Raw genomic sequence first — 24,448 nt, 5'->3', positions numbered from 1 at the left:
TCCATGTTCCTATGGTGGTCGGCATGGAATACGCACAGCTTGGACGCACCGGACTCAAGGTCAGCAGGCTCTGCCTGGGCACGATGAACTTCGGCCCGCAGACGACGGAGGAAGACTCTCACGCGATCATGGATCGCGCCCACGAGCTGGGTCTGAACTTCTTCGACACGGCCGACGTGTACGGCTGGCAGAAGGGTGAGGGGATCACCGAGAACATCATCGGCCGCTGGTTCGCCAAGGGCGGCGGCCGGCGGGAGCGTACGGTCATCGCCACCAAGCTCTACGGCGACATGGGCGACTGGCCGAACGACGGCCGCCTGTCCGCGCTGAACATCAGGCGGGCGGCCGACGCGTCGCTCAGGCGCCTCCAGACCGACCACATCGACGTCTACCAGGCCCACCACATCGACCGGAACACGCCGTTCGAGGAGTTCTGGGAGGCCATGGAGGTGCTGCGACAGCAGGGCAAGATCCTGTACGTCGGCTCCTCCAACTTCGCCGGCTGGCACATCGCCAAGGCGCAGGAGACCGCCCGCCGCCGCAACTTCCTCGGGCTGGTCAGCGAGCAGTCCCCCTACAACCTGCTCGTCCGGGCCCCCGAGTTGGAGGTCATCCCGGCATGCGAGGACTACGGGATCGGACTGATCCCGTGGAGCCCGCTGTTCGGCGGCCTGCTCGGCGGCGTGCTGCGAAAGCTCGACCGGGTCCGATCCGCCGCGAGCGACCTGGTCACCGAGCTGGAAAGGAATCGGGAGAAGATCGAGCGGTACGAGGCGTTCTGCGACGAGCTCGGCGAACAGCCGTCCCACGTCGCGCTGGCCTGGCTGCTGCATCGGCCGGCAGTCACCGCGCCGATCATCGGCCCCCGCACGGTCGAGCAACTCGACGGCACCATCCGTGCCCTGGAGGTCAAGCTGGACGACAAGGCGCTGGCCCGCCTGGACGAGATCTTCCCCGGCCATCGGCCCGCTCCGGAGGACTACGCCTGGTGATCAGCCCCTGAGTAGCGCGCCGACGACCACGATGAGCAAAAGCAGCACCAGCACCGCGGGCAGCACCCAATGTCGAGGTCGATCCACGCCTCCACCCTAACGGGTAGGCCTCCGAGTGCTCATACCGCGCTGAAGGCCGAGCTCACCAGGGACCAAAGTCACCCGCCCACGATGCGTACGGCCTCGTGCCGTCAGTGACGTACCGCCCTCGACGGTGCACACCCCCGGGGATTCCTGCCCCCTCCCCGGGGTGTGCAGAGCTTCACGGATGACAGGCGTGGAGCTCGCGCGGGACAGATGTCACGCGGCGGCGCGCGGAACCGAGGACCACGTGGCATCACTTGGAGGTGAACCCCGGTATACCATCTGCCACCATGACCGTTTCGGATTCGAGTGGCTACGTCCGTCGGACGGCGTGCTACTGCGGCCCACTTCCACAGGAGTGCGTGACCGATGAAACGATCCTGACTCACCACACGTTGTCCCCATGATCCGTTGAACCGACAGGATGTGCCATGGCCGTCGGCAGTGATCCAGCGCTTTGCCGAGTGCTTCGATGGGTACGAAGGAAACGTGAGGTGAGGTGATGAGCCTGGACACTCTGGTCAAGCCAGGACACCTGCCCTGGCGTCCCAGGCCCGAGGCAAGCGACCTCGATGTCTGGCATGAGTATGAGGTTCCGCTCACCGGGACCTTCAGCCTCGGCCGAGATTTGGTCTTGTTCACTCAAATTCTCGAAAGTTCACAGGGCCTCTCGGCTTGGGCGTACACCTGCCTCACGCCTGAGGAGGCGGACGTGGCCGCCAACGTCCGCTTCGACTCTCTCGACGCGCTACGTCAATTCGTAGAAGATCGCTTCCTGGGGAAAGAGGCTGTTCTGACCCTCGCCAGAGGCGATCGGACCGCAGACCACTGGACTCGGGTCGAAGTCACCGAAAACCTGATCACAGCAGTCGAGGAGTTCCTCAACAGCATCATCAGAAGTGTCGACGAGGTGGCGGACACCGACCGGCGGGTCAGCGCCAAGCTAGCCGGGCTTGAGGCCGCGGCCTCTGAACTCGTCGACGCTTAGATATCCGGCAGGACGTAACGGCATAGCCGCCGCTCAAGGCGTCAGGGGGTACGCCTCGAGGGGTTCGTAGCGTACGGACGAGCCGAGGTGGCTGCGGACGAGATGTACGGCGTCGGCCCGCCATCGCAGGCCGCTGAACGAGCTCAGCGAGCCGACCAGGCCCCGCAGGTCGTCGCCGTAGCGCGAGCGGGCCAAGGTCAGATGGGGATGGAACCGCTTCCGGTCGGTCTCCTCGGCCCCCGCCCGCCGCGCGCCGGCGGCGACCGAGTCGGCCAGCCTCGGCAGCGGCGGCACGGCGTCGAGGCCGAGCCAGAAGACCCGCCCACGTGAGGCCGACGGGAACGCTCCCGCCCCGGTGAAGGACAGCGTGACCGGCCGGTATCGGGCGGCCGCCCGGGCCAGCCGTACGCTCAACTCGGGCAGCGCCTGATCGGGCACCTCGCCGAGGAAGGCGAGCGTCACATGCCACAGCGTCGAATCGATCCAGCGCAGCTCGGGCCAGCCGGCGCGGACGGACTCGACCGCCGTGGTGACCTCCGCCAGAGCCTCAGGCGGAGGCAGCAGCGCCACGAACAATCTGCTCACCCGGCGATTGTCCCCCCATCCGGTCACCCGATGCCCCCTCGCGTGTGACGGCACGCGAAGCGATCGCCCGGGTCAACAGTACGGCCAGGCCGACGCCGACGACGGTCAGCACCCCGGCGGTCGCCACGGCCACCCGGGGACCGGTCAGCTCGGCCAGCCAGCCCACCAGCGGCGCCCCGATCGGCGCTCCCCCGGTCATCACCAGCACGTACATCCCCATGATCCGGCCGCGCATCTCCGGCGACGCACCAAGCTGCATGAACGTGTTCGCCGTCGTGTTCACCGTGATCACGGCCATCCCCGCCGGGACGAGCAGCAGCAGGTACGCCCAGTAGGCGGGGGCGAACCCGGCGGCGATCTGGAACACGCCGAAGCACAGTGCGCCCGCGATCAGAAACCGCCGGCTGGGCTTGACCCGCTTGGCCGCCAGCAGCGCGCCGCCGAACGCCCCCACGGCGAACGCGCTGGACGCGATGCCGAACGAGGAGGCCCCGGCGCCGAAGACCTGCCTGGCCATCAGCGCTATGCCGGTGGACAGGCTCTGGGTGAATATCGCCGCGAACGCGACGATCAGCAGCGGCAGCAGCAACTCGGGCCGGCCGGCGGCGTACCGCAGGCCCTCCCGGAGCTGGCCCTTGGCCCGTGGGACGGGCTCGGGGGTGCGCAGCTCCGACGGCCGCATCAGCAGCAGCCCGGCGATCACCGCCAGGAACGAGGCGGCGTTCAGCAGGAAGATCTGCCCGGTGCCCGTCCAGGACATCAGGACACCCGCCACGGCCGGGCCAACGATCCTGGCGAGGTTGAACGACGAGCTGTTCAGGGCGATGGCGTTCGGCAGGTCGCGGCGGCCCACTATCTCCACGACGAACGACTGCCGGGTCGGCACCTCGACACAGGCGACCAGGCCCAGCAGGAACGCCATGACGTAGACATGCCACACCTGCGCCGTGCCGGTCACCACGAGGACGCCCATCATCAGCGCGAGCAGGCCGAGCAGCGACTGGGCCGCGACGAGCACGCGGCGCTTGGGATAGCGGTCGGCGACGATGCCGCCCCACAGCCCGAAGAGCAGCACGGGGAGGAACTGCAGCGCCACCGTCACGCCGAGGGCCGAGCCGCTGCCGCGGGTGAGATCGAGGATGAGCCAGTCCTGCGCGGTCCGCTGCATCCAGGTGCCGGTGTTGGAGACGACGCCGCCGATGGCGAACAGCCGGTAGTTGTGGTTCCGCAGCGAGCGGAACATCCCTCCCGCCTCCCGGCCTCCTACATCTTGGAGAGCTTCTCCAGGATCGGCGCCGCCGCCCGTAGTGTCGTCCTCTCCTCCGGCGTCAGCTCCCGGATCCGCTGCGCCAGCCACGCCTCCTTGGCGAGGCGCTCCTCCTTGAGCAGCACCGCCCCCTGGTCCGTCAGGCTGACCGTCACCTGGCGCCGGTCGGTCGGATGCGGCCTGCGTTCCAGCACGCCCCGCTCCACCAGTTTGGCGATCACGCGGGTCATCGAAGGCGGCTGCACCTTCTCGTGCTCCGCCAACTCGCCGGGGGTGATGGCGCCGTGGCGCCCGACCGCGGACAGCGTCGCGAACTGGGTGGGCGTCAGCGAGTGGTGGGCGGCCTGCCTGCGCAGCCGCCGCGTCAGTCGCGCGAGTGACACGCGCAGCGCCGCGGCGAGCCCCGCATCGCTGCGCAGATTCTCTGGGTTCATTAGCATAACTCATTACCTTTGCTAACTATATAGCACGCACGGGCATTCCACGAATCGCGGGCACGTTCGTCGCCGCCGACGCTCTGCGACCCCGGAGTGCGCACGAAAACGGCCGCCATGGTGATCACCTCACCATGGCGGCCGAGCCGTACGCCCTCGGGCTCCCGTCAGCCGACGCCGAGCAGGCTCTTGATCGGCTCCAGCGTGAAGTAGACGACGAACAGCACGCCCACGATCCACATCAGCGGGTGGATCTCCCGGATCTTGCCACGGAATGCCTTGATCGCGATGAAGCTGACGAAGCCGGCGCCGATGCCCGCGGTGATCGAGTAGGTGAACGGCATCAGCACGATCGTGAGGAACGCCGGGATCGCGATCTCGAAGTCGCTGAAGTCGATCTCCTTGATCTGGGTCATCATGAGGAAGCCCACGATCACGAGCGCCGGGGTCGCCGCCTCGAACGGCACGATCTCGGTCAGCGGCGCGAAGAACATCGCCAGCAGGAACAACAGGCCGGTGACCACGCTGGCCAGCCCGGTCCTGGCGCCCTCGCCGACGCCGGCGGCCGACTCGACGTACGTGGTGTTCGACGACACACTCGCCGCACCGCCCGCCGCGGCGGCGAGCGAGTCCACCAGCAGGATCTCGCGGGTGCGCTCGACGGTGCCGTCCGGGCCGACCAGGCCGGCCTGGCGTCCGACGCCGACGATCGTGCCCATCGTGTCGAAGAAGTCGGCGAGCATGAGCGTGAAGACGAACATCACGGCGGCGAGTCCGCCGATCTGGGCGAAACCTCCGAGCAGGTCGAACCGCCCGAGCAGCGACAGGTCCGGCAACTCGAACACCTTCGACGGCCACGCCGGGACGATCAGCGACCACGCGTCGGGGTTCGCGGGCTTGCCCTCGGCGACCTGCGGACCCAGCTTGGCGATGGCCTCCACGACGATCGCGAGCACGGTCGTGCCGACGATGCCGAGCAGGATCGCGCCCTTGACCTTGCGGGCGACCAGGAACGCCATGATGAGCAGGCCGATCACGAAGACGAAGGTCGGCCACCCGGTCAGCGACCCGTTGCCGGCCACCCCCAGCTTGACCGGGACCGTGGTGTTGCTCGCATCCGGAATGCGCCGTACGAACCCGGCGTCGACGAACCCGATCAGCGCGATGAACAGGCCGATGCCGACGCTGATCGCGGTCTTGAGCTGGGCCGGGATCGCGTGGAAGACGGCCGTGCGGAAGCCCGTCACCACCAGGATCGCGATGACGATGCCCTCCAGCACGACCAGGCCCATCGCGCTTTCCCACGACATCTGGTTCGCGATGCCGAACGCCACGAACGCGTTCAGGCCGAGCCCGGCCGCCAGCGCGAACGGCACCCGGCCGAACACGCCCATCGCGATCGTCAGAATGCCCGCCACGAACGCCGTGGCGGCCGCCACCAGCGGCAGGTTGGGGGCTTCGCCGCCCCCGAGGAACTGGCCGGTCTTGTCCGCGGCCGTACCGATGATGATCGGGTTGAGCACGACGATGTAGGCCATCGTGAAGAACGTGGCGAATCCGCCGCGGACCTCCTGGCCGATGGTCGAGCCACGCGCCGATATGAAGAAGAAACGATCAAGGGGATTGAGGGGTTTGGTCACGGTCTCACTCACTAGCCGCAGCGGGTCAGGCGGATACCACCTGCGAAAAGGGGCAGGAAAGCAGCGTAGTGGCTTCGTGACCGATTTGTCGCAGCAGGGCATGACCTGTGAACCGCCGCGTAAACTGCTTCACGTGACCCAGCCACGTCCGCCTGACCCCCAGCCGCTGCAGACCCGCGACACCCCCACGATTCTCGTGGGCACGGGGCTGTGGGCCGTCGCCCTCGTGGTGGTCCTGCTGGTCGTCCGACCGGCGGACGGCCGCCCGATCTGGACCTGCGTCGTCGGCATCGGGCTGGGCGTGTTCGGCCTCCTCTACGTCCGCCGCCGCGACTCCCGCCGACGCGACGTCTCAGAGTGAAGTGACCGGATCGAGGTCGGCCTCGGCGAGCAGCAGCGGCACCCGGCCGGGATCACGCAGGAGCGCGGCCACGGCCAGTCGGTCGCCCCACTGTCCGGACGCCCACGCGAGCCCGCGGGCCAGGCCCTCGACCCCCGAAGCGTGGACCTTGCCCTCGAAGAACCGCCACGGCACCGGAACGCCGTCGACCAGCAGGTTCTCGTGATCGACGTAGGTCGGCGGGGCCGACGGAAGCAGCGAGCGCACCTCCTCCGGGACTGGACGCTCAACTCCGGATGAGGTGACGGAACCGGTGACGATCTCGCCGACCAGCGGCAGGTCGAGCACCTCGGACAGTGCCTCGGCCAGGTCGAACGGCGCGAGCACCAGCGGCCGGTCGGCTACCAGCGGCAGCAGGTCGGGGGCCTCCACGACGACCGGGCCCGGCCCTTCCGCGACCTCCGCCACGACGATCGAACCCTTCTGTACGGCTCGGACCGCCTCCGGCGGGCCGACCCTGGCCGGGTCGACGGCGGCGAGTGCGATCCACAGGGCGCGCACCTGCGCCCGGTCGACCTCGACGGCCGGATCGGCCAGCAGGTCGAGCAGCTCGTCCGGCCCACCGTGCGACGACAGCAACGCGTCGAGCGTCGACCTGACGCCGATCAACTCCAGCGCGGTCTCGTCGATCCCCGCGGGGGCGTCGCCGTACAGGCCGAACAGCAGCGGGTCGCCCGAGGGCAGCCGCAGCGAGGTGGGACGCCGGCCGTCGAGCACGGGGTGGCGTGACAGCCACCACGCCGTGTACGACGGGACCTCGACGGTCTGCCCTGCGGCGACCACCCGCAGCGGGCGCAGGGCGGCACGCAGCGGCGGCCTCGACAGCAGCGCCAGCGCGGCCGGCCAGTCCGCGACGTATTCCAGGTCGCGCACGGCGGTGAACTCCGGCGCGACCGGCGGCACGTCGAGATCGGGAAGCTGGTCGTGCACGAGATCGAGGACCGCCTCCAGCCACTCGTCCTCGAGATCGAGATCGTGGTCGCAGTCGGCCGGGTCGAGCAGCACGTCGGCGTCGTTGACGACGGCGAACCCGTCGAGCACGCCCGCGGCCGCCAGCACGTTCGGCCCGAACCTCGTCACCAGTTCCGGCGCGGCCACGCCGAACGGCACGTCGGGGTCGATCAGGCCCGCCAGCGACCCCTCGGCCAGCAGCAGGTCGCCCGCCGCGTAGAGTTCGCCGTCCGCGCCGCGCAGCGCGAGGTCGGCCAGCCAAGGCGCCTCCCCCGCGGTCAGCCCTGCGGCCTCGACCAGGGCCAGCACGGCCTGCGCCACCGGCTCGGGATCGGCACTGTGCAGCGACTCGGCCACCGCGGCGTGGGTGAGCGGGTCGTCGAGCACGGTCCTCGGCGTCGCCTCGGCCGCGCCCAGGCGCAGCAGCAGCGGATGAGCGGCGTCGGGGTGCACGATCCGCAGCCCGAGCGGCGCGAGCGCGGCAGAGTCGACAGCGCCCGACAGTATGAGCGTGCCGCGCGGGCCCCGCACCAGGCGGCCGTCGGCGAGCGGCACCGCGACCGCGGCGATCGCCTCCAGGTCGTCGGCCGGCAGCGTCTCGTACAGCGACCGCCACCACGCCGGATCCCGATCCTCAACGGCATCGCCGGTCAGCATGTCCACCACGTCGGCGAGCTCCACCCGCCGGACGCCGAGCGTGGTCAGCGCCGGATGGCGGGACGCCCACCCGGCGGGCAGCAGCCCGGGGACGACACCGCTGATCTTCTCCAGGAACTCGCCCGAGCCGAGGACCGCACGCGCCTGGTTTCCCGGCACGGGATCGGCCGCACCGATGGCGGGCAGCAGCGGCGTGTCCGGCAGCAACCGGATGATCTCGCGGCGGATCGCCGCGTCGAGCGCCCCCTTGCCCATCATTCCGGGCACGAGGTCGAGCAGCTCAGGTGTCCTCGGCAGCTCGCCCAGCAGCCGGATGTACGCCTCGGCCGCCCGCCGGACCAGGAAGTCCGTGAGCGGTCCCGGGGCGACGTGCCGCCGGTCGGTCGTCATCGGGAACGTGGCGATGAGCAGCGCGGGCAGGTCGAGCGGCTCGTCGCTCGGCGTCGGCGCGTGCACGACGCGCGGGACGTCACCGCCGCGCGCCTCGCCGGGCTGCTGCCGTACGGCCCAGCGGACCTCCCAGTACGGCCGGGCCCGCTCCTCGGTGGGACGGTCGGCGAACAGCTCGGCCACCTGCTCGGGCAGGAAGACGCCGGACTCGGCGACCACGTGCCGGCCTTCGGCCGAGATCGTACGGCTCCGGCCCCCGACCTCGATCTCGATGACCTTCAGCGCCGGCATCGCCAGCGGCAGCGCCGGGCCGGCCTCCTCCAGCATCTGCCGTACGGCCTGCTCGGCCGCCTCGTCGCGCAGCGGGAGCCGTACGACCGTGTCGAAGCCGTCGGGGACTCCGTCGGCCAGACCCCCGAGCGATTCGTCGGAGAACGGCAGGCGCAGCAGCGGCACGTGCCCCCCGCGGCCGGCCAGCTCCGCGGCCAGCTCGGGGCGGGCGGTGACGAGCGCGGCCGTCTCGTCCCGGGACCAGCGCACGCCGCCCGTCTCGCGGGAGGCGATGGCGGGGGCGTCGGTGACCGACACCACCGCGGCGAAACCGACGCCGAACCGGCCGGCGGCCCCGGCCTCGTCCCGCTTCCCGGAGACCCGCAGCGTGCTCAGGCCCTCGATGCCCACCGCGTCGAGCGGCGCGCCGACGTTGGCGGCCAGCAGCACGCCGTCGCGCAACTCCAGCCGCAGGCGGCCGGGCACACCGGCACGCAACGCGGCGTCGGCGGCGTTCTGGGCCAGCTCCACGACCAGCCGGTCGCGGTAACCGCCCAGCGCGAAGTCCTCCTCGGCGTTGGCGTCCTCACGGAACCGGGCCGGGGAGGCCGTCCATGCCGCGAGGACCGTCTCACGCAGGCGCGCGCAATCGAACATGATCAGGATTGGTCCATCAGGTCGTAGCCCATGTCGTCCAGGATCGGGGGCGCGGGTTCCGCGACCATCGAGGGGACCGTGGTCGCCTCGGAGTGGGCGCCGCAGCCGTGGTCGACGGCGACGACCCGGCCGTCGTCCGGGGCGTACTCGTTGGTGCACACGCCGAAGGCGTGGCCGAGGGCGCCGGCGAGCGGCCAGTAGAACCCGCAGGTGGAGCACTGCGCGGGCGCGGCGTGCGCGATCGGCGCGTCCGGGCCAGGCTCCCCCGCGCGCCAGCGGTGTGCGGCGAGGTCGCGGCCGACGGGCGACAGCACGCGGGCCCGGCCGAGACCGGGCTCGAAGACCGCCTGGCGGTCGGTGTCGTCGTCGGTCGCCGTGTATCCCGGGACCAGCCGATCGTCGTCCGCCTCGACGGGCAGCAGATCGCCCACGCCGAGGTCACCCGGGCGCAGCCGTTCGTTCCACGGCACCCAGCGCGGGGCCAGCAGCGCGCCGGCCCCGGGCAGCAGCACGGTCTCACTCACGGTCACGTTGCGGGCACGCGAGGCACGGGCCACGGTGATCGCCCAGCGCCACCCCTGGTAGGCCCGGTCCAGGCATTCGAAGTAATGGGTCACGACCCGGTCGCCCTCGTTGTCGAAGCCCAGGTGCTCCCCCACCTCGCCGGGGCGCGCGATCACCTCGGCGGCCTCACGGGCGAGATCTACCGCCGCCGCACAGGCCGCATCGACTGGAGTGCTACGGATTCGGGTTCGACTCACACTCCATTTTCACCCACGCCCAGACCAAACTTCCCCTCGACTCCGAGAGAGGCCGGAGGCTCGGGCGCGGGCTCAGGCGTCCAGGTCGTCGGCGACGGCCCGCAGCACGGTGGCGACCTTCTTGGCATGGACCGCGTCCGGATGCTTACCCCGCTGATAGGAGTTGGAGATGTCGTCGAGCAACTTGATCAGATCCTCGACGATGACGACCAACTCGTCCGGCTTCTTCCGCTTGGCCTTGCTTCTCGGGGGCCTGGCCAAGGTAGGCGGCTGTTCGACCAGCCTGACCGAAAGCGCCTGCTGACCTCGGCGGCTCTCGGCCACACCGAACTCGACCTTCTGCCCGGGCTTCAACACGTCCACGCCCTTGGGCAGCGCGGAGGAATGCACGAAGACCTCGCCGCCGTCATCGCGCGTGAGAAAACCGAAACCCTTGTCGGCGTCGTACCACTTGACCTTGCCACTCGGCACAGAGCTGACCTCGTTCAGACTGTCGTGAAGGTGATGGATGTAGGTTATGCCCACAAGGGGCCCTCGTGGACCCATCTACCGGGCGGGAATCAGAAGCCTCGCCCAGAAGACCGGTCATACGATTAAAAGGATGAAGGGCAAGGAGTTCACCGAGTGGCTGCGCGGCCGCTCCGACGAGCAGCTCAGGGCGCTCGTGACGGCACGGCCGGAACTCGTCACGCCCGTTCCCGCCAACATCGAGAGCCTCGCCGCCCGCGCGAGCAGCCCCTCCGCCCTCAGCCGGGCGCTCGACCGGCTCGACCGGTTCGCACTGTCCGTGCTCGAGACCCTCGTGGTCGCGCGGCCGTACCCCGCCGACCACGACTCCCTGCGCGCACTGCTGGCCCGGGCCTCGTACGGCACAGCCGGCGAGGGCGGGGATGGTGGGGATCCCGCGCTCAACGGAACGAAGCTGGAAGCCGCACTCGAAGCGGCACTCGAACGGCTTCGGGAAAGCGCTCTGATCTACGACGCCCCGATTCGCAACGCCGAACTCCGAGACAACGCCGAGCCCCGAGACGCCGACGCGGACTCGGTCGTTCCACTGCCGGCGCCGGGAGTTCCGGAGGCTCTCGACCCTCCGGCCGGGCTCGGGCCACCTGCCGCGGAGGTCTTCCGCCATCACCCGCCCGAGCAGATCGAGGCCATGCTCGCCGGAATGTCCCCCGGAATACCACCCGAAACACCATCCGAAACACCACCGGGAATGCCACCCGGAACACGCGCCGGAACGGGCATCGGCGACAGCACGCAGCGGAACGGCGGCACTTCGCTGGAGCGGCTGACCGCCCGGCTGTCCGATCCCGCGACGGTCGCCCACCTCATCGAGGAGGTGCCGCCCCAGGCCCGCGCCGCGCTCAAGGATCTCACCTGGGGTCCGGCGAGTGGGCGGCTGCCCAACGCCCGGCGCGAGGTGACCGTCGCCACCGCCCGGTCGCCGATCGATCAGCTCCTCGCCCGGGGCCTGCTCGGCGCGACCGGGGAGGAGACCGTAACACTTCCGCGCGAGGTCGCCCTGGTCCTGCGGGGCGGCCGGATCCACCACGACCTGTCCCCCTTCCCGCCAGAACCGGCCGGCGTCGTACGCGACCGGGGCCGCGCCGACCGTACGGCCGCCGGGCAGGCGTTCACGTTCACCCGCACCGTCGAGGAGCTGTGCGAGTGGTGGAGCACCGACCCGCCCGGGGTGCTGCGGGCCGGCGGCCTGGCCGTACGGGATCTGAAGCGCGTCACACAGGTCCTCGACGTGCCCGAGTGGGTCGCCGGCCTGGTGGTGGAGGTCGCGCACGCGGCGGGGCTGGTCGCGGCCGGAGACGGGGAGTGGCTGCCGACCGACGTCTACGACTCGTGGCGGGTCAGGGTCACCGAGAACCGGTGGGTCGAGCTGGCGGCCGCCTGGGCGGGCATGGACCGCGTGCCCGGCCTGATCGGCGAGCGCGACGAGCGCGACCGGCCGCTGAACGCCCTGCATTCGGACCTGCGCCGGGCGGGCGCCGCGCGGGTGCGTGCGCAGGTGCTCGGCGTGCTCGCGTCGGCGGCCGGCATCGCGCCGACCGTCGAGTCCGTGCTGGCCGGGCTGGCGTGGGAACGGCCGCGCCAGCGGGTGGCCGACCTCGACCGGGTCGTCGAGTTCACGCTGCGCGAGGCCGAGCAACTCGGGATGACCGGGCTCGGCGCGCTGTCAGCGCACGGTGCGGCTCTGGAAGCCGCGCCGGGGGCCGGGCTGGGTGCCGACCGTCGTCGTGCGGCGGCCGAATCGCTCGCGCCGCTGCTGCCTCAGCCGGTGGACCACGTGCTGCTGCAGGCCGATCTCACGGCCGTGGCGCCGGGACCGCTCACCACCGACCTCCAGCGCAGGCTCGCGCTCATGGCCGACGTGGAGTCGAAGGGAGGCGCGACCGTCTACCGGTTTCGCGAGACGTCGATCAGGCGGGCACTCGACGCCGGGCAGTCGGCGGACGAACTGATCGCCATGCTCGAACGGCACTCGGCCACGCCGGTCCCCCAGCCGCTGCGCTACCTGGTGACCGACGTGGCTCGGCGGCACGGACGCATCCGGGTCGGCACCGCCTCCGCCTACGTCCGCTGTGATGATCCGGCGATCCTCGACGAGGTGCTCGCCGACCGGCGGGCCGCACTGCTGCGGCTGCGGCGGCTCGCACCGACCGTGCTGGCGTCCAGGACGTCGCGGGCCGCGCTGGTCGACTCGCTGCGCGCGATGGGCTACGCGCCGATGGCCGAGTCGAGCGACGGCGACGTCCTGGTGACGAGGGCCGATGCCAGGCGGACCGAGGGCCCGCCGATCACCCGGGCCCCGGCCCCGGTACGGCCGGAGGCCGACGTGGTGGCCGCCGCCGTCCGGGCCGTACGGGCCGGTGATGAGGCGCACCTTGCGCGTCGGCACCCCGAGCGGGCCCCCGAGGGCGAGGTGCCGCGGTCTCCGTCGAGCGCCACGATCGAGGCGCTCCGGGAGGCGATCAGGCAGGGTTCGCGGGTCTGGATCGGTTATCTCGACTCACAGGGGCACGCCACCAGCCGCATCCTCGAACCGGCCAGGGTGGAGGGCGGCTACCTCACCGCCTATGACGAGACTCGGGCCACCATCCACCGCTTCGCCCTCCACCGGATCACCGGCATCTCCGACCCCGGCCGAGATTCCCCGAGCCGGGACTGATTCGGCCCGGCCTCGTGTTGGATAGGCGTTAGCCGTACGAGGGGGGAGTGGGCATCGACATGACCGGGATGAACGGGCCGCTGATCGTCCAGTCGGACAAGACGCTGCTGCTCGAAGTCGATCACGAGCTGGCCGACGCGTGCCGCAAGGCGATCGCGCCCTTCGCCGAGCTGGAGCGGGCCCCCGAGCATGTCCACACCTACCGGGTGACCCCGCTGGCGCTGTGGAACGCCAGGGCCGCGGGGCACGACGCCGAGCAGGTCGTCGACGCGCTGATCACCTACAGCCGCTATCCGGTGCCGCACGCGATGCTGGTCGACGTCGCCGAGACGATGGCCAGGTACGGCCGGCTGCGGTTGGAGAAGCACCCGACCCAGGGGTTGGCCCTCACCACCACCGACCGCGCCGTCCTGGAGGAGGTGCTGCGCTCCAAGAAGGTGCAACCGCTGCTGGGTGAGCGGTTCAGCCCCGACGCGGTCGCCGTGCATCCCTCCGAGCGCGGCAACATCAAGCAGTTGCTGCTCAAGCTCGGCTGGCCGGCCGAGGACCTCGCCGGGTACGTGGACGGCGAGCATCATCCGATCGCGCTGCACGAGGAGGGCTGGACGCTGCGGCCGTACCAGAAGGAGGCCGCGGACGCGTTCTGGAACGGCGGATCGGGCGTGGTCGTGCTGCCCTGCGGCGCGGGCAAGACGATCGTCGGGGCCGCGGCGATGGCGCACGCGCAGGCCACCACGCTCATCCTGGTCACCAACACGGTCTCGGCCCACCAGTGGAAGCAGGAGCTGATCAAGCGCACCTCGCTGACCGAGGACGAGATCGGCGAGTACACCGGCACGAAGAAGGAGATCCGTCCGGTCACCATCGCCACCTATCAGGTGATGACGACGAGACGGCAGGGTACGTACCGGCACCTGGAGCTGTTCGACGCCCGCGACTGGGGGCTGATCGTCTACGACGAGGTGCACCTGCTGCCCGCGCCGATCTTCCGGATGACGGCCGATCTCCAGGCGCGTCGCCGGGTCGGCCTGACCGCCACCCTGGTACGCGAGGACGGCCGCGAGGGCGACGTCTTCTCGCTCATCGGCCCGAAACGGTACGACGCGCCGTGGAAGGAGATGGAGAACCAGGGCTGGATCGCGCCGGCCGAGTGCGTCGAGGTGCGGGTGACGCTCAGCGACGAGGAACGGCTGGCCTACGCCATGACCGAGGCCGACGAGCGCTACCGCTTCTGCGCGACCACCCCGTCGAAGAACCGGGTGGCCGAGGCGCTGGTACGGCGGCACGCGGGCGAACAGGTCCTGGTCATCGGGCAGTACATCGACCAACTCGACGAGTTGGGCGAGCACCTCGACGCGCCCGTGATCAAGGGAGAGACCCGGGTCCGGGAACGGGAGCGCCTGTTCCAGGCGTTCCGCGACAAGGAGATCCAGGTCCTCGTGGTGTCGAAGGTGGCCAACTTCTCCATCGACCTGCCGGAGGCGGCCGTGGCCATCCAGGTCTCCGGCACCTTCGGCTCACGTCAGGAGGAGGCGCAGCGGCTCGGCCGCGTGCTGCGGCCGAAGGCCGACGGCGGCGGCGCGCGCTTCTACTCGATCGTCAGCCGTGACACCGTCGACCAGGACTTCGCCGCCCACCGGCAGCGCTTCCTCGCCGAGCAGGGCTACGCGTACCACATCATCGACGCCGACGACGTCGGTGAGGAGAACCCGGCGAAATGACCCCCGAAACAACACCTGGATCTAGGCCCTAGGTCCAGGAGATCCCAGCGGTCCGAGCCACGCTCCTCACCTCCTCGCGCGGATACCCCATCTCACGATAAATCGCCACATTTCACCCGCCGCAGCACATAACGCGCCGGATCGGGCCGAGGCATCAGCGCGTCTGATACCCGCGCCGGGGAGCGGCGACACGCACGAAAAAAGTATTTCGGTTCGCGGGGCCGCAGCCGCTAGGCTCGTAGCTTTCCCTGCCTTCCGGAGGAGCTTTTCGCGTGCCCGCAAACCTGCCGACGGACGTGCTCGAGTCCGAGCGCGCCCATCTCGCGGCCGCCCGCGCCGCGCTCCGAACGATGCGGGAGCACGCTCTGTCCCTGTCCGCCGACGCGGCAGGCGACTGGGTGTCCCGGGAGATCCTCCAGGGTCTGCTCGACCAGCGCGTCGCAGCCCTGGCCGATCACCCGGACGCCCCGCTCTTCTTCGGCCGCCTCGACCGCTCGGCCGACGACGACCTACCGGGCACGATCTACGTCGGGCGGCGGCACGTCCACGACGACCGCAGCCGCCCCCTTGTGATCGACTGGCGGGCGCCGATCTCCCGTGCGTTCTATCAGGCCGGCCCCGCCGACCCCATGGGCGTCGCGCTGCGCCGCCGGTTCGGTTACCAGGGCGGCGACCTCACAGCGTACGAGGACGAGCGACTCGGCGACGGCGGGTTTCCATCGCGGCAGCCGGAACAGAGCACCCTGCTGCTGCGGGAGATCGAGCGGCCGCGCAGCGGGCCGATGCGCGACATCGTGGCGACCATCCAGCCGGACCAGGACGAGATCGTCCGCGCCGACCTCGGCGTCACCGTCTGCGTCCAGGGTGCGCCCGGCACCGGGAAAACCGCCGTAGGCCTGCACCGGGCCGCCTATCTGCTGTTCACCCACCGGGAGCGGCTCACCCGGTCCGGCGTGATGATCGTCGGCCCGAACCGGGCGTTCCTCTCCTACATCTCCTCGGTGCTCCCCGCGCTGGGCGAGGTCCGGGTCGACCAGACGACCGTGAGCGGCATCCTCGGCGACCACGCCCACCCGGAGGAACCGGCCACGGCCGCGATCAAGGGCGACGGACGGATGGCCGCCGTCCTGGAGCGGGCGCTGTGGCTCCACATCAGCAAGCCCGACGAGGGGCTGCTGATCACCAAGGGCGTCAACCGCTACCGGGTGGCCGAGCACGAGGTCCGTGAGATGGTCGCCGCGCTGCGCGGCACCACCAGGTACGGCCCCGGCCGTACGATCCTCGCCCAGCGGCTCGCGCACGCCGTGCTCGTGCAGATGGAGCGGCGCGGCGAGTCACCGGACGACCGGGTGCAGGACTCGGTCGCGCGGTCGAAGCCGGTGAAGGCCCTCCTCGACCAGGTGTGGCCGAAGCTCACCGCCGAGCAGGTGCTCTTCCGGCTGCTGTCGGACGGCGAGTTCCTGAGCAGGGCCGCCAGAACCGACCTGTCGGCGGAGGAGCGGGAGCTGGTCCTGTGGCGTAAGCCGTACAAATCGCACCGTTCGGCCAGGTGGTCGGCAGCCGACGCCGCGCTGCTGGATGAGCTGAACGACCTGATCGAGCGGACGCCTTCGCACGGTCACCTGGTCATCGACGAGGCCCAGGACCTGTCCGCCATGCAGCTGCGTGCGCTCGGGCGGCGGTGCCGTACGGGCTCGGCGACGATCCTGGGCGACCTCGCGCAGGGCACCACGCCCTGGTCGGCGACGTCGTGGAAGACCGTGCTCGACCATCTCGGCCAGCCGGACGGGGAGGTCACCGAGCTCACGGTCGGCTTCCGCGTGCCGCGGGAGGTCCTCGACTTCGCCGCCAGGCTGCTCCCCTCGGTCGCGCCGGACCTGGCCGCCCCGCGGTCGCTGCGCCCCGGCGCCGGCTCCCTGGCCGTACGGCAGGTGCCCGACGCCGTCGCCGCCGTGCCCGAGGCCGTACGGGAAGCCCTCGGCCGGGAGGGCTCCATCGGCGTCATCGCCCCCGACGCCGCCGTCCCCGCCCTCGCGGCGGCCCTCGACGGCACCGCCGAGGTCCTCGGCGCCGAGGTCCCGGGGGAAGCCTCGGCCGATCAGCGGGTGCTCGTCGTCCCCGCCACGCTCGCCAAGGGCCTGGAGTACGACCACGTCATCCTGGTGGAGCCCGCCGACACCGTGGCCGCCGAAGACCGCGGCCTGGCCCGCCTCTACGTGGTCCTCACCCGAGCCGTCACATCCCTGACAGTCCTCCACACCCAGCCCCTGCCCCCCGAGCTGGCGTGGCACTAGGTCGTGTTTCAGCGGATGCAGACGACCTTGACGCGGAAGCCGCCCGTCAGGCGCTCGACAACCAGCCACGCGCGGTCGGTGGTCATGACAGGCAGGCCATGGCGTTCCGCAACAGCGATCACCTGGGCGTCTGCGGTGGACAGCGTACTCATGCCGCCCGCGTCGTTACGGTCCTGATCCGTCCACTGCGAGCGCAGCCGATAGGAGGACTGCCGCAGAGCGGCAGCTCGCTGGGCGTCCGTTGATGTCAGAGTCTCGTCGATGACCACGCCGAGGGCCGCCAGATCGGCGGTGAGCTGGGCGGTGGTGCGGCGGTAACCGATCTGTTCGGTGCGGCGGCACACCTCGGTCAAGGCGACTGTCGGCAGTACGGAACCGTCCAGCTCTGCCATGACCTGATCGGCTCCGCTCTCGCCGAGGACGAATGCGAGGACCACGCCGGCGTCGAGTACATGGCTCATGCCGCGCCGTCTCGCGCGTCGTCCTGTTCGTCATCGGCCGCGTCCTCACGGTCCCACTCGGCCAGCGGCCAGCCGTCGGCTGGAGCGGGGGGCACCGCATCACGGATGCGTCGGATCACCGCATCCCTGGTGGTCAGCGTCACCTCTCCGTCTCCACTCGCGGTGACGACCAGCTCCGCCCCGTCGGGGATTCCAGCGGCCTGCCGGACGTCGGCGGGCACGGTCAGGCGCCCTTTGTCGCTTATGCGCACACAGTACGTGCGTCGCGGCCTGGTGTCCATGTCAGAAATTCTAGCCACCAAATCTGGCGAGCGTCACTAACTACACAACGAGGCACACATTCAGGATGAGCGTCTCCATGGGGTAGGAATGGCTCACAGGTGTTACCACGTGACCGTGACCGCCGTGTGTGGCCGGACGATGCGTGTCTCGGCGGTGTTGGCACCGGGATTGGTGTCCGTCCGGCATGCGGTGATGACAGGCCGGCTCGGGCGTTCCCGGTCCCATCGATGCAGTAGATCGGTGGTGTGGCCGGCCAGCTTCACGCTGTCAGGGCCGTGCGCGACGATCCCGAGTTCGAGGGTGTCATCGTCGATGTCGCAGGTGACGATGTAGGTGAGGGTCCCGCCATCGTAGAGGGCCGCGCCGCCCCAGCGCATTGCCGGGTTGGCCAGGCCCGTCGTGCGAGCCTGTTGCCCGACGGAGAGGCGCCCGAACCGGTGGGCGGCGGTGGTGACGAGCCACAGGTCAAGGTGCTCGGCGGGCTCGTCGTGCCGGACGTGGATACCGGGCCAGTGTTCCTGACCGGGATGGGTGAGGGTCCGGGCGAGTGCGGTGTCGTCGGGCAGGTCGTCGACATCGACTTTGAGAACGACATCGTCGGCCAGGCGGACGTGTTGTTCGGCATGTTCGGCAAGGCCGCGCATCGGGACGAAGCCGCAGACGACGGCCGAGGTGCTGATCATGTGGTCGGGTTGGTGGAGGTCGAAGGCGATGGCACGGGTCAGTCCGCTGCCGTGCAGGCGTAGCGGTACGACGAGTCGGCCGCCGACGGTTAGCTGGTCCCACCAAGCTGGGACGAGGTCCCACGCTTCAGCGGTGACGATGATCCGGTCGTAGGGGGCGCGGTTGGGGACGCCGAGTGCGCCGTCGCCACAGACGACCTCGACCTGAGGATAGCCGGCCGCTTCGAGGCTTTCGGCGGCACCCGCGGCGAGGTCGTCGTCGAGTTCGATGGTGACGACACCCCCGGTGGGGCCGACGAGTTCGGCGAGGAGGGCGGCGTTGATGCCGGTGGCCGCGCCGATCTCCAGGACCCGCTGGCCGGGCTCGACGGCGAGCTGTTCGAGCATGGCGGCGACCAGCTTGGGGCTGGAGGCCGAGGAAACAGAGGTGCCGTCGGCGGCGCGCCGGGTCACGACCGGTTTACGTCCGTAGGCGACGTCGAGAGCCACCCCCGGCAGGAACAGGTGCCGAGGGACGGTACGGAACGCGGCTTCGACCTGCGGCGTGCGGAACATGCCCCAGCTCTTGATGTAGTCGGCCAGGTCGTCGCGGAGCCGGTCGGCGTTACCAGTGATTGCGCCGGCGCCTTCGGCTTTGATCATCATGCTGGGTGATGCCCATCGTTCAGCGGACCGCCAGTCGTCGCAGGCGACGTTGACTTGACGCCATCCGGCAGTGGTGTTCTGGTCGGTCATGTCGAATCCCATCAGTCCACAGCCAGGAACAGCAGTGTGCCAGGGCCGCGTGACGCGGGAATCCCGATCTGCTGATCGATCGATCACCTCGTCGATCCGGACGCGTGTCTGTTCGGCCTCGCAGGTCAGGGCGGCCTCGCGTGCGTCGATCTTGTCCAGCAGCGGTCTGCTCGCATCGTGGCCGATCATGCGCTGCGCCAGGATGGGCTGGAGGCACCTGTCAGCCGGCGGGCCATCACGTCGCTCATCGCCCAGTACACCCGCGATTCGGAGCTGGCAGGTCGGTGCTCGTAGTCGCGGACCAAGCGGCGGTGCAGGGCGAGGATGTCGTAGGTCTGTTCCACCACCCACCGCTTGGGCTGGGCGACAAACCCGTTGTCCGCGTCACGTTCGACGATCTCCCGTCACGGTGGGTCCCAATCAGAGGAGCAAGTGGGGCCACTGCGGGTTGACACAGCCACCGAGGTAGTTCGGACACAGGCCAGTATGCGGCCAGGAGACCGCAGGCCCCACCCCCGGTCCAGGCCGGGATTCAATCCAGTTCCGCGGGCCGGTTTCGACGACCAATGCGGCTGCCGCCCGGGTCATACGGTTACGCGGCTATGGAAGATCTTGAACAGTTCTGCGGCGCGGGTTTCGACGGATAAGGGTGGGACGGTCGGCCGGTCGGGCAGGGTCTTGTCGAGTGCGGTCATGTCCGCGCAGGTGAAGTATTGGTAGGCGGCTGCAAGCGGGTTGGGCACGAGCTCAACGAGTAGGGGCCGGCCGCTCGTCTCGCGGTGCAGGCGGGCGCACCACTGTGTCAGGGTTGCGAAGGACACGGCGAAGCCGGCACCAAGGTTATAGACCGCGGCAGGTACGACCTGCTCGGCGAGTTGGACGATCGTGGCCGTGACGATCTCGACCGGGATGTAGTCGCGGGCGGCGGCCAGAGAATCATCGAAGACGCGGATGTGGCCCGTGTGGGCAGCTTGGCGCAGCAACTGGGACAGGATCGAGGCCATCGGGCCCTTGTCGGCCTCGTCGGGGCCGAAGACGTTGGTGTAGCGCAGCCCCACCCAGTGCAGGCCGGTGCCGTGGCGGGCGCGCATCTGACAGTCGAGGGCGAGCTTGGATGCCGCGTACGGATTGAGTGGGCCAGAGCAGCGGGTGTGGTTGGTGTCGGCGTCCTCGGCGATCGGCGTGCGCTGGTGGAGGGTGCCGTAGACGGAGTGCGAGGAGGCGTAGATAAGGCGAGCGCCGCCCGTGTGGCAGGCGTCGGCCAGTCGGAGTGGGCCGAGGGTGTTGGTTTCCGTCAGTTCGGACCCGGCGGGGACGCGGGTGTCGCTGATGCCGGCTTGGTGGACGACGGTCTCGTAGCGGCCAGCGGCGATGTCGGCGAGGAGGGCCGGGGCGGTGAAGTCACCGCGCTGCCAGCGGCCCATATGGGCGAGGTGTTCGGGAGCCGGGCGCAGGTCGACGGCGGTGACCCGGTATCCGGCGCGGTGGAAGGCCAGGGTCGTGTGCCGGCCGATGAAGCCTGCCCCGCCGGTCACCAGCACGTCGCCGCCCGGGCTCATCGTGCACCTGCCTGCTGGGTGAGCCGGTTGATGCGAGAGGTGGTGGAGTGACCGTTCACGTACGGCACGACGACGACCTCGCCGCCCCAGCTCTCCACCAGGTCGGCCTCTGGGATCCGCTGGCCTGCGTAGTCGCCGCCCTTGACCCAGACATCCGGCCGGAGTTCGGATAGCACCTGCTCGGGGGTGTCCTCACCGAAGACGAGCACGCCGTCCACGCAGTCCAGTGCTTCCAGCAGTGCGGCGCGTTCGCGTTCGCTGACGACTGGCCGGTCGTCTCCCTTGAGCCGGCGGACGGAGTCGTCGCTGTTGATGCACACCACCAGGACATCCCCGAGGCGGCGGGCCGCGGCCAGGAGGGAGAGGTGCCCGGCGTGCAGCAGGTCGAAGCAGCCGCCCGCGCCTACGACTTTCCCGCCGCGCGCCCGTACCCGCGCTGCCATCTGTAGCGGGCTGGGGCTGCCCGCGGGAAGCCGCCGGGTGAAAAGACCGGCGGGCCCACCGGCGTGGACGTAGGCGGTCGCGGCCTCGACGGCGGCGGCCACGGCGTGGGACGGCAGCCGTCCGGCGCCGAGCATCACCGCCGCGGTGACCGCCAGCTGGTCACCGGCCCCGCAGGTGTCCCCGGCGGTTGGCCGGGCGGGGACGACCAGCGGGTGGCCGTCAGTGTCGGCGACCAGGACCGCGCCATCGGGGCCGCGGGTGACGGCGACCTGCTTGACCGGCCACGCGGTCAGCAGCCGTGCCGCGCGTGCGGCGTCACCGCCGAGGTCCCGTGGCCCGGCGGTGCCGGCCAGGGCCAGGGCTTCGTCGGTGTTCGGTACGGCTAGGGCCGTGCCGGGTACCGGCACGGCCCCGCTCGGATGCGGATCCCACACCAGCGGGCGGCGGCGGGCCGTATCCGTCAACGCCTGCCGCAGCGTGTCGTGGGTGGTGATTCCGCGCCCGTAGTCGCACACCACCACGGCTGCGGCCTCCTCCAGCCGGGCGTGGACCTTGTCGGGGAGCGGGCCGAGGCGCAGCGGGGCATGCGGGGTGTCGAAGCGGAGCAGCGTGCGGTCGATGGTGCGGACGCGGGTCTTGACCGGGGTGGTGCCGCTGGCAGCGATGTCGATGACCTCGACGCCGGCTCGGTGAAGCAGTTCGCGCACGCGGGCGCCGGGGGCGTCTTGGCCGATGCCGCACACGAGAGAGATGAGCCAGTTCGGCTCCCGCGCGGCCATTATGGCGGCCAGGCCGGCTCCGCCCGGCCGGTCGAGGGTCTGTGCGTCGCTGACAATCGGCACCGGGGCCTCCGGCGAGAGCCGGTCGGCGGTGCCGGTGATGTCGCGGTCGAGCACCACGTCCCCGACCACCACCAGCCGCCGGGCGCCGTGCGGCCCCTCCTCGGCGCCGGCGTGCGGGGTGGTGAGGTGGGCGTCGACGGCCGCGCACAGCACGTGCACTGCGACCAGGTGGCATTCCTGGACGGTGGCGACCTGCTCGGCGTCTACACACACCGCCTGGCCGCAGGCCTTGGCGAGCGGGTTCGGGGCCGGGCCGGTCAGCGCCCAGACCTCCAGGTTGAGTTCCCGGCCGGTGCGAGCGGCGGTGAGCATGTTGGGGCTACGGCCGGAGGCCGAGAGCAGCAGCAGGACGTCGCCGGGCCGGCTATGGGCGCGGACCTGCCGGGCGAAGACCTCCGTGGCTCCGTAGTCGTTGGCGATGGCGGTTACCGAGGAGGAGTCCGCGTGCAGCGCGATGGCTGACAGCGGTGCCCGCTCGGCGTGGAAGCGGCCCACGAGCTCGGAGGTCAGGTGCTGGGCCTCGGCCGCTGAGCCGCCGTTGCCCGCGACCAGCAACCGTCCGCCCGCCCGTAGACGGTCGGCGAGGGTCTGGCCCCATGCCTGCAGACGGCTGATGTCGAGGCGGGGTAGCGCAGCGGCAAGCGCGTGTATGTGTTCACGGCCCGGCATGGTCACGATAACTCCCTGGGGGGTGGGGTCGGCGGGGTGGTGGCTGGGGTGCCGGTGGCCGGCCACCGCCGGCACCCCGGGCGCTCAGGCGTTTGCGGGTCGGAACCGGGCGAACAGCGGGCCGTACGCCCGCAGGGCGAGATCGCGCTCTAGGAGCGGGTAGTCCAGGAGCTTGTCGACGATCCGGTGCTCGGCCAGGAGCCGTTCGACCTGCTGGAGCAGCACGGTGTCGCCGAGTTCTGTGAGGTGGACGCCGTCGCTCCACACCCCGCCCGCCTCATCGCCGTCCTTCTCGTCGTCGGCGGGCAGGTGCCGGGCGGCGGCGGTGAACGGGGTCCACACGTCCAGGAACAGCGTGCCGTGTGTGGCGGCAGCCTGGCGGGCGGCCTCGTTGTAGCGGGCGAGTTCGGCGTTCATCTCCGCGACGGTCTCGGGTGCCTCGATGGGGCCGAACGGGGTCTCGCTGATGACGACGACCTGGCGGGAGCAGCCGGTCAGCTGCTCCAGCATCGTGTTCAGGTGCCGGGTGTACTCGCCGATGTCGACCGCCTCGGACAGACGGCCCTGGAACCGTCGCCAGACGTCATTGATGCCGCAGCCGAGGAATACCAGGTCGTAGTCCACGCCGTCGGTCGCCCGGTCGGCTTCGACGAGGGTGGCGACGTCCCGGCTTGTGGCGCCGCCTTCGCCGTGGTTGCGGACGTCGAAGGTCACGTACGGGCGGGCGGCGCGCAGCGACAGCGCGAGCCGGTGCACCCAGCCGCGCTGGTGCCAGCCTTCGACGGTGACCTTGGAGCCGACCTCGGGCAGGTTCGCCTGGGTGGTCATCTGCGTGTTGAACGCTTCGAGGTGTTCCATGATGCTCGTGCCGAAGAAGCCCACGGTCAGGGTGCGCCGGTCCTCGCGCGCGGGCACGGGAGCGCCGGCGAAATGACGGCGTGCGGTGGCGGGGACGCCTGCGGCGACGGTGTCGGGGGCGATGCTGCGGGAGACGACCGCGTTCGCCCCAACGAGAGAGTTGGCTCCGATCCGTACCCCACCGGTGACGGTGACCTTGTTCGACAGGACCGCGCCGGGCTCGATGATGATCGGGGCGGCCTCAAACCCGGACGCCCACGGCACGAGCTGCCCGGTCGGCACGTTCACCGCGGAGCGCTCGCGGTGGTTGTGGTCGTGCAAGTCGACCATGTTCGACAGTGCCGCGCCGTCGCCGAGGCGGATGCCGGCCATGGCGGAGATGAAGGTGTGCTCTCCGATGGCGACGTCGTGGCCGATGGCGACGGTGGCGCCGCGGTGGACCTGGATGGTGGACCCACGGCGGATGGAGACCCGGTCACCGATCGTCAGGTGGGCGCCTGGGTCGATCTCGACCACGAGGTCGTCGGGCAGGTCGCAGTCCTCGCCCAGGGTGAGCGCCGCGCCATGCTGGGCGCGCAGCCGGTCGGCGACAGGCAGGTCGGGAGCAGTAGCGGTCATCGCGAATCGGTCCTGTTCGCTG

At 70.6% G+C, this 24,448-nt stretch carries 20 protein-coding genes; 6 read left to right on the top strand and 14 right to left on the bottom strand.

Going from position 1 to position 24,448, the window contains the following annotated elements; all coding sequences use genetic code 11:
* The first annotated feature begins 23 nt into the window (after positions 1 to 23).
* Both Mth01_RS10795 and Mth01_RS10790 read left to right on the top strand, forming a co-directional pair.
* Positions 24 to 992, top strand: coding sequence for an aldo/keto reductase (locus Mth01_RS10795; RefSeq protein WP_204015351.1), 969 nt, complete (start codon positions 24 to 26; stop codon positions 990 to 992).
* Positions 993 to 1,578: 586 nt separating this feature from the next.
* On the top strand, positions 1,579 to 2,064 hold the full coding sequence (locus Mth01_RS10790) for a hypothetical protein (protein WP_204015348.1): 486 nt from the start codon (positions 1,579 to 1,581) through the stop codon (positions 2,062 to 2,064).
* Between the two features lie 33 nt (positions 2,065 to 2,097).
* Here Mth01_RS10790 and thpR read toward each other — a convergent pair whose 3' ends face one another.
* The 4 genes from thpR to Mth01_RS10770 form a co-directional block, all read right to left on the bottom strand.
* Positions 2,098 to 2,649 carry an RNA 2',3'-cyclic phosphodiesterase gene (thpR, locus tag Mth01_RS10785; protein WP_204015346.1) on the bottom strand — a complete coding sequence of 184 codons (552 nt, stop codon included), beginning with the start codon at positions 2,647 to 2,649 and terminating at the stop codon, positions 2,098 to 2,100.
* Positions 2,612 to 3,892, bottom strand: coding sequence for an MFS transporter (locus Mth01_RS10780; RefSeq protein WP_204015344.1), 1,281 nt, complete (start codon positions 3,890 to 3,892; stop codon positions 2,612 to 2,614). Before Mth01_RS10780 ends, thpR begins: the two co-directional genes overlap by 38 nt.
* A gap of 20 nt (positions 3,893 to 3,912) precedes the next feature.
* The gene (locus Mth01_RS10775) at positions 3,913 to 4,356 is read right to left on the bottom strand and encodes a MarR family winged helix-turn-helix transcriptional regulator (protein WP_204015342.1); all 444 of its coding nucleotides are present in this window, start codon (positions 4,354 to 4,356) and stop codon (positions 3,913 to 3,915) included.
* A gap of 161 nt (positions 4,357 to 4,517) precedes the next feature.
* Positions 4,518 to 5,990, bottom strand: a complete 1,473-nt coding sequence (locus Mth01_RS10770; protein WP_239089548.1) for an NCS2 family permease — start codon at positions 5,988 to 5,990, stop codon at positions 4,518 to 4,520.
* Between the two features lie 133 nt (positions 5,991 to 6,123).
* On the opposite strand from Mth01_RS10770, the gene Mth01_RS10765 reads away from it, so the two are divergent.
* Positions 6,124 to 6,351 carry a DUF2530 domain-containing protein gene (locus Mth01_RS10765; protein ID WP_239089547.1) on the top strand — a complete coding sequence of 76 codons (228 nt, stop codon included), beginning with the start codon at positions 6,124 to 6,126 and terminating at the stop codon, positions 6,349 to 6,351.
* On the opposite strand, the gene Mth01_RS10760 is transcribed toward Mth01_RS10765, so the two are convergent.
* From Mth01_RS10760 to Mth01_RS10750, 3 genes are all read right to left on the bottom strand, one after another.
* On the bottom strand, positions 6,343 to 9,315 hold the full coding sequence (locus Mth01_RS10760) for a sacsin N-terminal ATP-binding-like domain-containing protein (protein ID WP_204015338.1): 2,973 nt from the start codon (positions 9,313 to 9,315) through the stop codon (positions 6,343 to 6,345). The genes Mth01_RS10765 and Mth01_RS10760 overlap by 9 nt on opposite strands.
* Positions 9,316 to 9,317: 2 nt before the next feature.
* On the bottom strand, positions 9,318 to 10,076 hold the full coding sequence (locus Mth01_RS10755) for a DUF3027 domain-containing protein (RefSeq protein ID WP_204015336.1): 759 nt from the start codon (positions 10,074 to 10,076) through the stop codon (positions 9,318 to 9,320).
* A gap of 72 nt (positions 10,077 to 10,148) precedes the next feature.
* Positions 10,149 to 10,547 (bottom strand): cold-shock protein, encoded by a 399-nt coding sequence (locus Mth01_RS10750; RefSeq protein WP_204015334.1) that lies wholly within the window; start codon positions 10,545 to 10,547, stop codon positions 10,149 to 10,151.
* A gap of 130 nt (positions 10,548 to 10,677) precedes the next feature.
* On the opposite strand from Mth01_RS10750, the gene Mth01_RS10745 reads away from it, so the two are divergent.
* The 3 genes from Mth01_RS10745 (at position 10,678) to Mth01_RS10735 (ending at position 17,275) form a co-directional block, all read left to right on the top strand.
* On the top strand, positions 10,678 to 13,260 hold the full coding sequence (locus Mth01_RS10745; protein ID WP_204015332.1) for a helicase-associated domain-containing protein: 2,583 nt from the start codon (positions 10,678 to 10,680) through the stop codon (positions 13,258 to 13,260).
* Positions 13,261 to 13,319: 59 nt separating this feature from the next.
* Positions 13,320 to 14,981, top strand: a complete 1,662-nt coding sequence (locus tag Mth01_RS10740) for a DNA repair helicase XPB (protein ID WP_204015329.1) — start codon at positions 13,320 to 13,322, stop codon at positions 14,979 to 14,981.
* A 272-nt stretch (positions 14,982 to 15,253) separates the two neighbouring features.
* Positions 15,254 to 17,275 carry a HelD family protein gene (locus Mth01_RS10735; RefSeq protein WP_239089546.1) on the top strand — a complete coding sequence of 674 codons (2,022 nt, stop codon included), beginning with the start codon at positions 15,254 to 15,256 and terminating at the stop codon, positions 17,273 to 17,275.
* Between the two features lie 8 nt (positions 17,276 to 17,283).
* Here Mth01_RS10735 and Mth01_RS10730 read toward each other — a convergent pair whose 3' ends face one another.
* From Mth01_RS10730 to Mth01_RS10695, 7 genes are all read right to left on the bottom strand, one after another.
* Positions 17,284 to 17,736 carry a PIN domain-containing protein gene (locus Mth01_RS10730; protein ID WP_275408918.1) on the bottom strand — a complete coding sequence of 151 codons (453 nt, stop codon included), beginning with the start codon at positions 17,734 to 17,736 and terminating at the stop codon, positions 17,284 to 17,286.
* The gene (locus Mth01_RS10725; RefSeq protein ID WP_204015323.1) at positions 17,733 to 18,017 is read right to left on the bottom strand and encodes an AbrB/MazE/SpoVT family DNA-binding domain-containing protein; all 285 of its coding nucleotides are present in this window, start codon (positions 18,015 to 18,017) and stop codon (positions 17,733 to 17,735) included. Before Mth01_RS10725 ends, Mth01_RS10730 begins: the two co-directional genes overlap by 4 nt.
* A gap of 102 nt (positions 18,018 to 18,119) precedes the next feature.
* On the bottom strand, positions 18,120 to 19,625 hold the full coding sequence (gene fxlM, locus Mth01_RS10720; RefSeq protein WP_204015320.1) for a methyltransferase, FxLD system: 1,506 nt from the start codon (positions 19,623 to 19,625) through the stop codon (positions 18,120 to 18,122).
* The gene (locus Mth01_RS10715; protein ID WP_204015318.1) at positions 19,622 to 19,780 is read right to left on the bottom strand and encodes a hypothetical protein; all 159 of its coding nucleotides are present in this window, start codon (positions 19,778 to 19,780) and stop codon (positions 19,622 to 19,624) included. The genes fxlM and Mth01_RS10715 overlap by 4 nt, the downstream gene beginning before the upstream one ends.
* Positions 19,781 to 20,020: 240 nt before the next feature.
* Positions 20,021 to 20,995 carry an NAD-dependent epimerase/dehydratase family protein gene (locus Mth01_RS10710; protein ID WP_204015316.1) on the bottom strand — a complete coding sequence of 325 codons (975 nt, stop codon included), beginning with the start codon at positions 20,993 to 20,995 and terminating at the stop codon, positions 20,021 to 20,023.
* Positions 20,992 to 22,950: a D-glycero-beta-D-manno-heptose 1-phosphate adenylyltransferase gene (rfaE2, locus tag Mth01_RS10705; protein ID WP_308440788.1), complete on the bottom strand. Its 1,959-nt coding sequence runs from the start codon at positions 22,948 to 22,950 to the stop codon at positions 20,992 to 20,994. The genes Mth01_RS10710 and rfaE2 overlap by 4 nt, the downstream gene beginning before the upstream one ends.
* Before the next feature lie 84 nt (positions 22,951 to 23,034).
* A complete protein-coding gene (locus Mth01_RS10695; RefSeq protein ID WP_204015314.1) occupies positions 23,035 to 24,426 on the bottom strand; it encodes a GDSL-type esterase/lipase family protein in 1,392 nt (463 codons plus the stop codon).
* Between the last annotated feature and the right edge of the window lie 22 nt (positions 24,427 to 24,448).

This window comes from Sphaerimonospora thailandensis (assembly GCF_016863115.1).
Taxonomy (GTDB): Bacteria; Actinomycetota; Actinomycetes; order Streptosporangiales; family Streptosporangiaceae; genus Sphaerimonospora; species Sphaerimonospora cavernae.
This window is presented reverse-complemented; position numbering and strand designations above follow the sequence as displayed.

What these genes read in the sequence shown, in the direction of transcription:
- Mth01_RS10730 (WP_275408918.1), bottom strand. Translation starts at nt 17,736, where the DNA reads ATGAGCCATGTACTCGACGCCGGCGTGGTCCTCGCATTCGTCCTCGGC.
- Mth01_RS10725 (WP_204015323.1), bottom strand. Translation starts at nt 18,017, where the DNA reads ATGGACACCAGGCCGCGACGCACGTACTGTGTGCGCATAAGCGACAAA.
- Mth01_RS10795 (WP_204015351.1), top strand. Translation starts at nt 24, where the DNA reads ATGGAATACGCACAGCTTGGACGCACCGGACTCAAGGTCAGCAGGCTC.
- Mth01_RS10695 (WP_204015314.1), bottom strand. Translation starts at nt 24,426, where the DNA reads ATGACCGCTACTGCTCCCGACCTGCCTGTCGCCGACCGGCTGCGCGCC.
- Mth01_RS10760 (WP_204015338.1), bottom strand. Translation starts at nt 9,315, where the DNA reads ATGTTCGATTGCGCGCGCCTGCGTGAGACGGTCCTCGCGGCATGGACG.
- rfaE2 (WP_308440788.1), bottom strand. Translation starts at nt 22,950, where the DNA reads ATGCCGGGCCGTGAACACATACACGCGCTTGCCGCTGCGCTACCCCGC.
- Mth01_RS10780 (WP_204015344.1), bottom strand. Translation starts at nt 3,892, where the DNA reads ATGTTCCGCTCGCTGCGGAACCACAACTACCGGCTGTTCGCCATCGGC.
- Mth01_RS10710 (WP_204015316.1), bottom strand. Translation starts at nt 20,995, where the DNA reads ATGAGCCCGGGCGGCGACGTGCTGGTGACCGGCGGGGCAGGCTTCATC.
- Mth01_RS10745 (WP_204015332.1), top strand. Translation starts at nt 10,678, where the DNA reads ATGAAGGGCAAGGAGTTCACCGAGTGGCTGCGCGGCCGCTCCGACGAG.
- fxlM (WP_204015320.1), bottom strand. Translation starts at nt 19,625, where the DNA reads ATGATCGGCCACGATGCGAGCAGACCGCTGCTGGACAAGATCGACGCA.
- Mth01_RS10775 (WP_204015342.1), bottom strand. Translation starts at nt 4,356, where the DNA reads ATGCTAATGAACCCAGAGAATCTGCGCAGCGATGCGGGGCTCGCCGCG.
- Mth01_RS10790 (WP_204015348.1), top strand. Translation starts at nt 1,579, where the DNA reads ATGAGCCTGGACACTCTGGTCAAGCCAGGACACCTGCCCTGGCGTCCC.
- Mth01_RS10740 (WP_204015329.1), top strand. Translation starts at nt 13,320, where the DNA reads ATGACCGGGATGAACGGGCCGCTGATCGTCCAGTCGGACAAGACGCTG.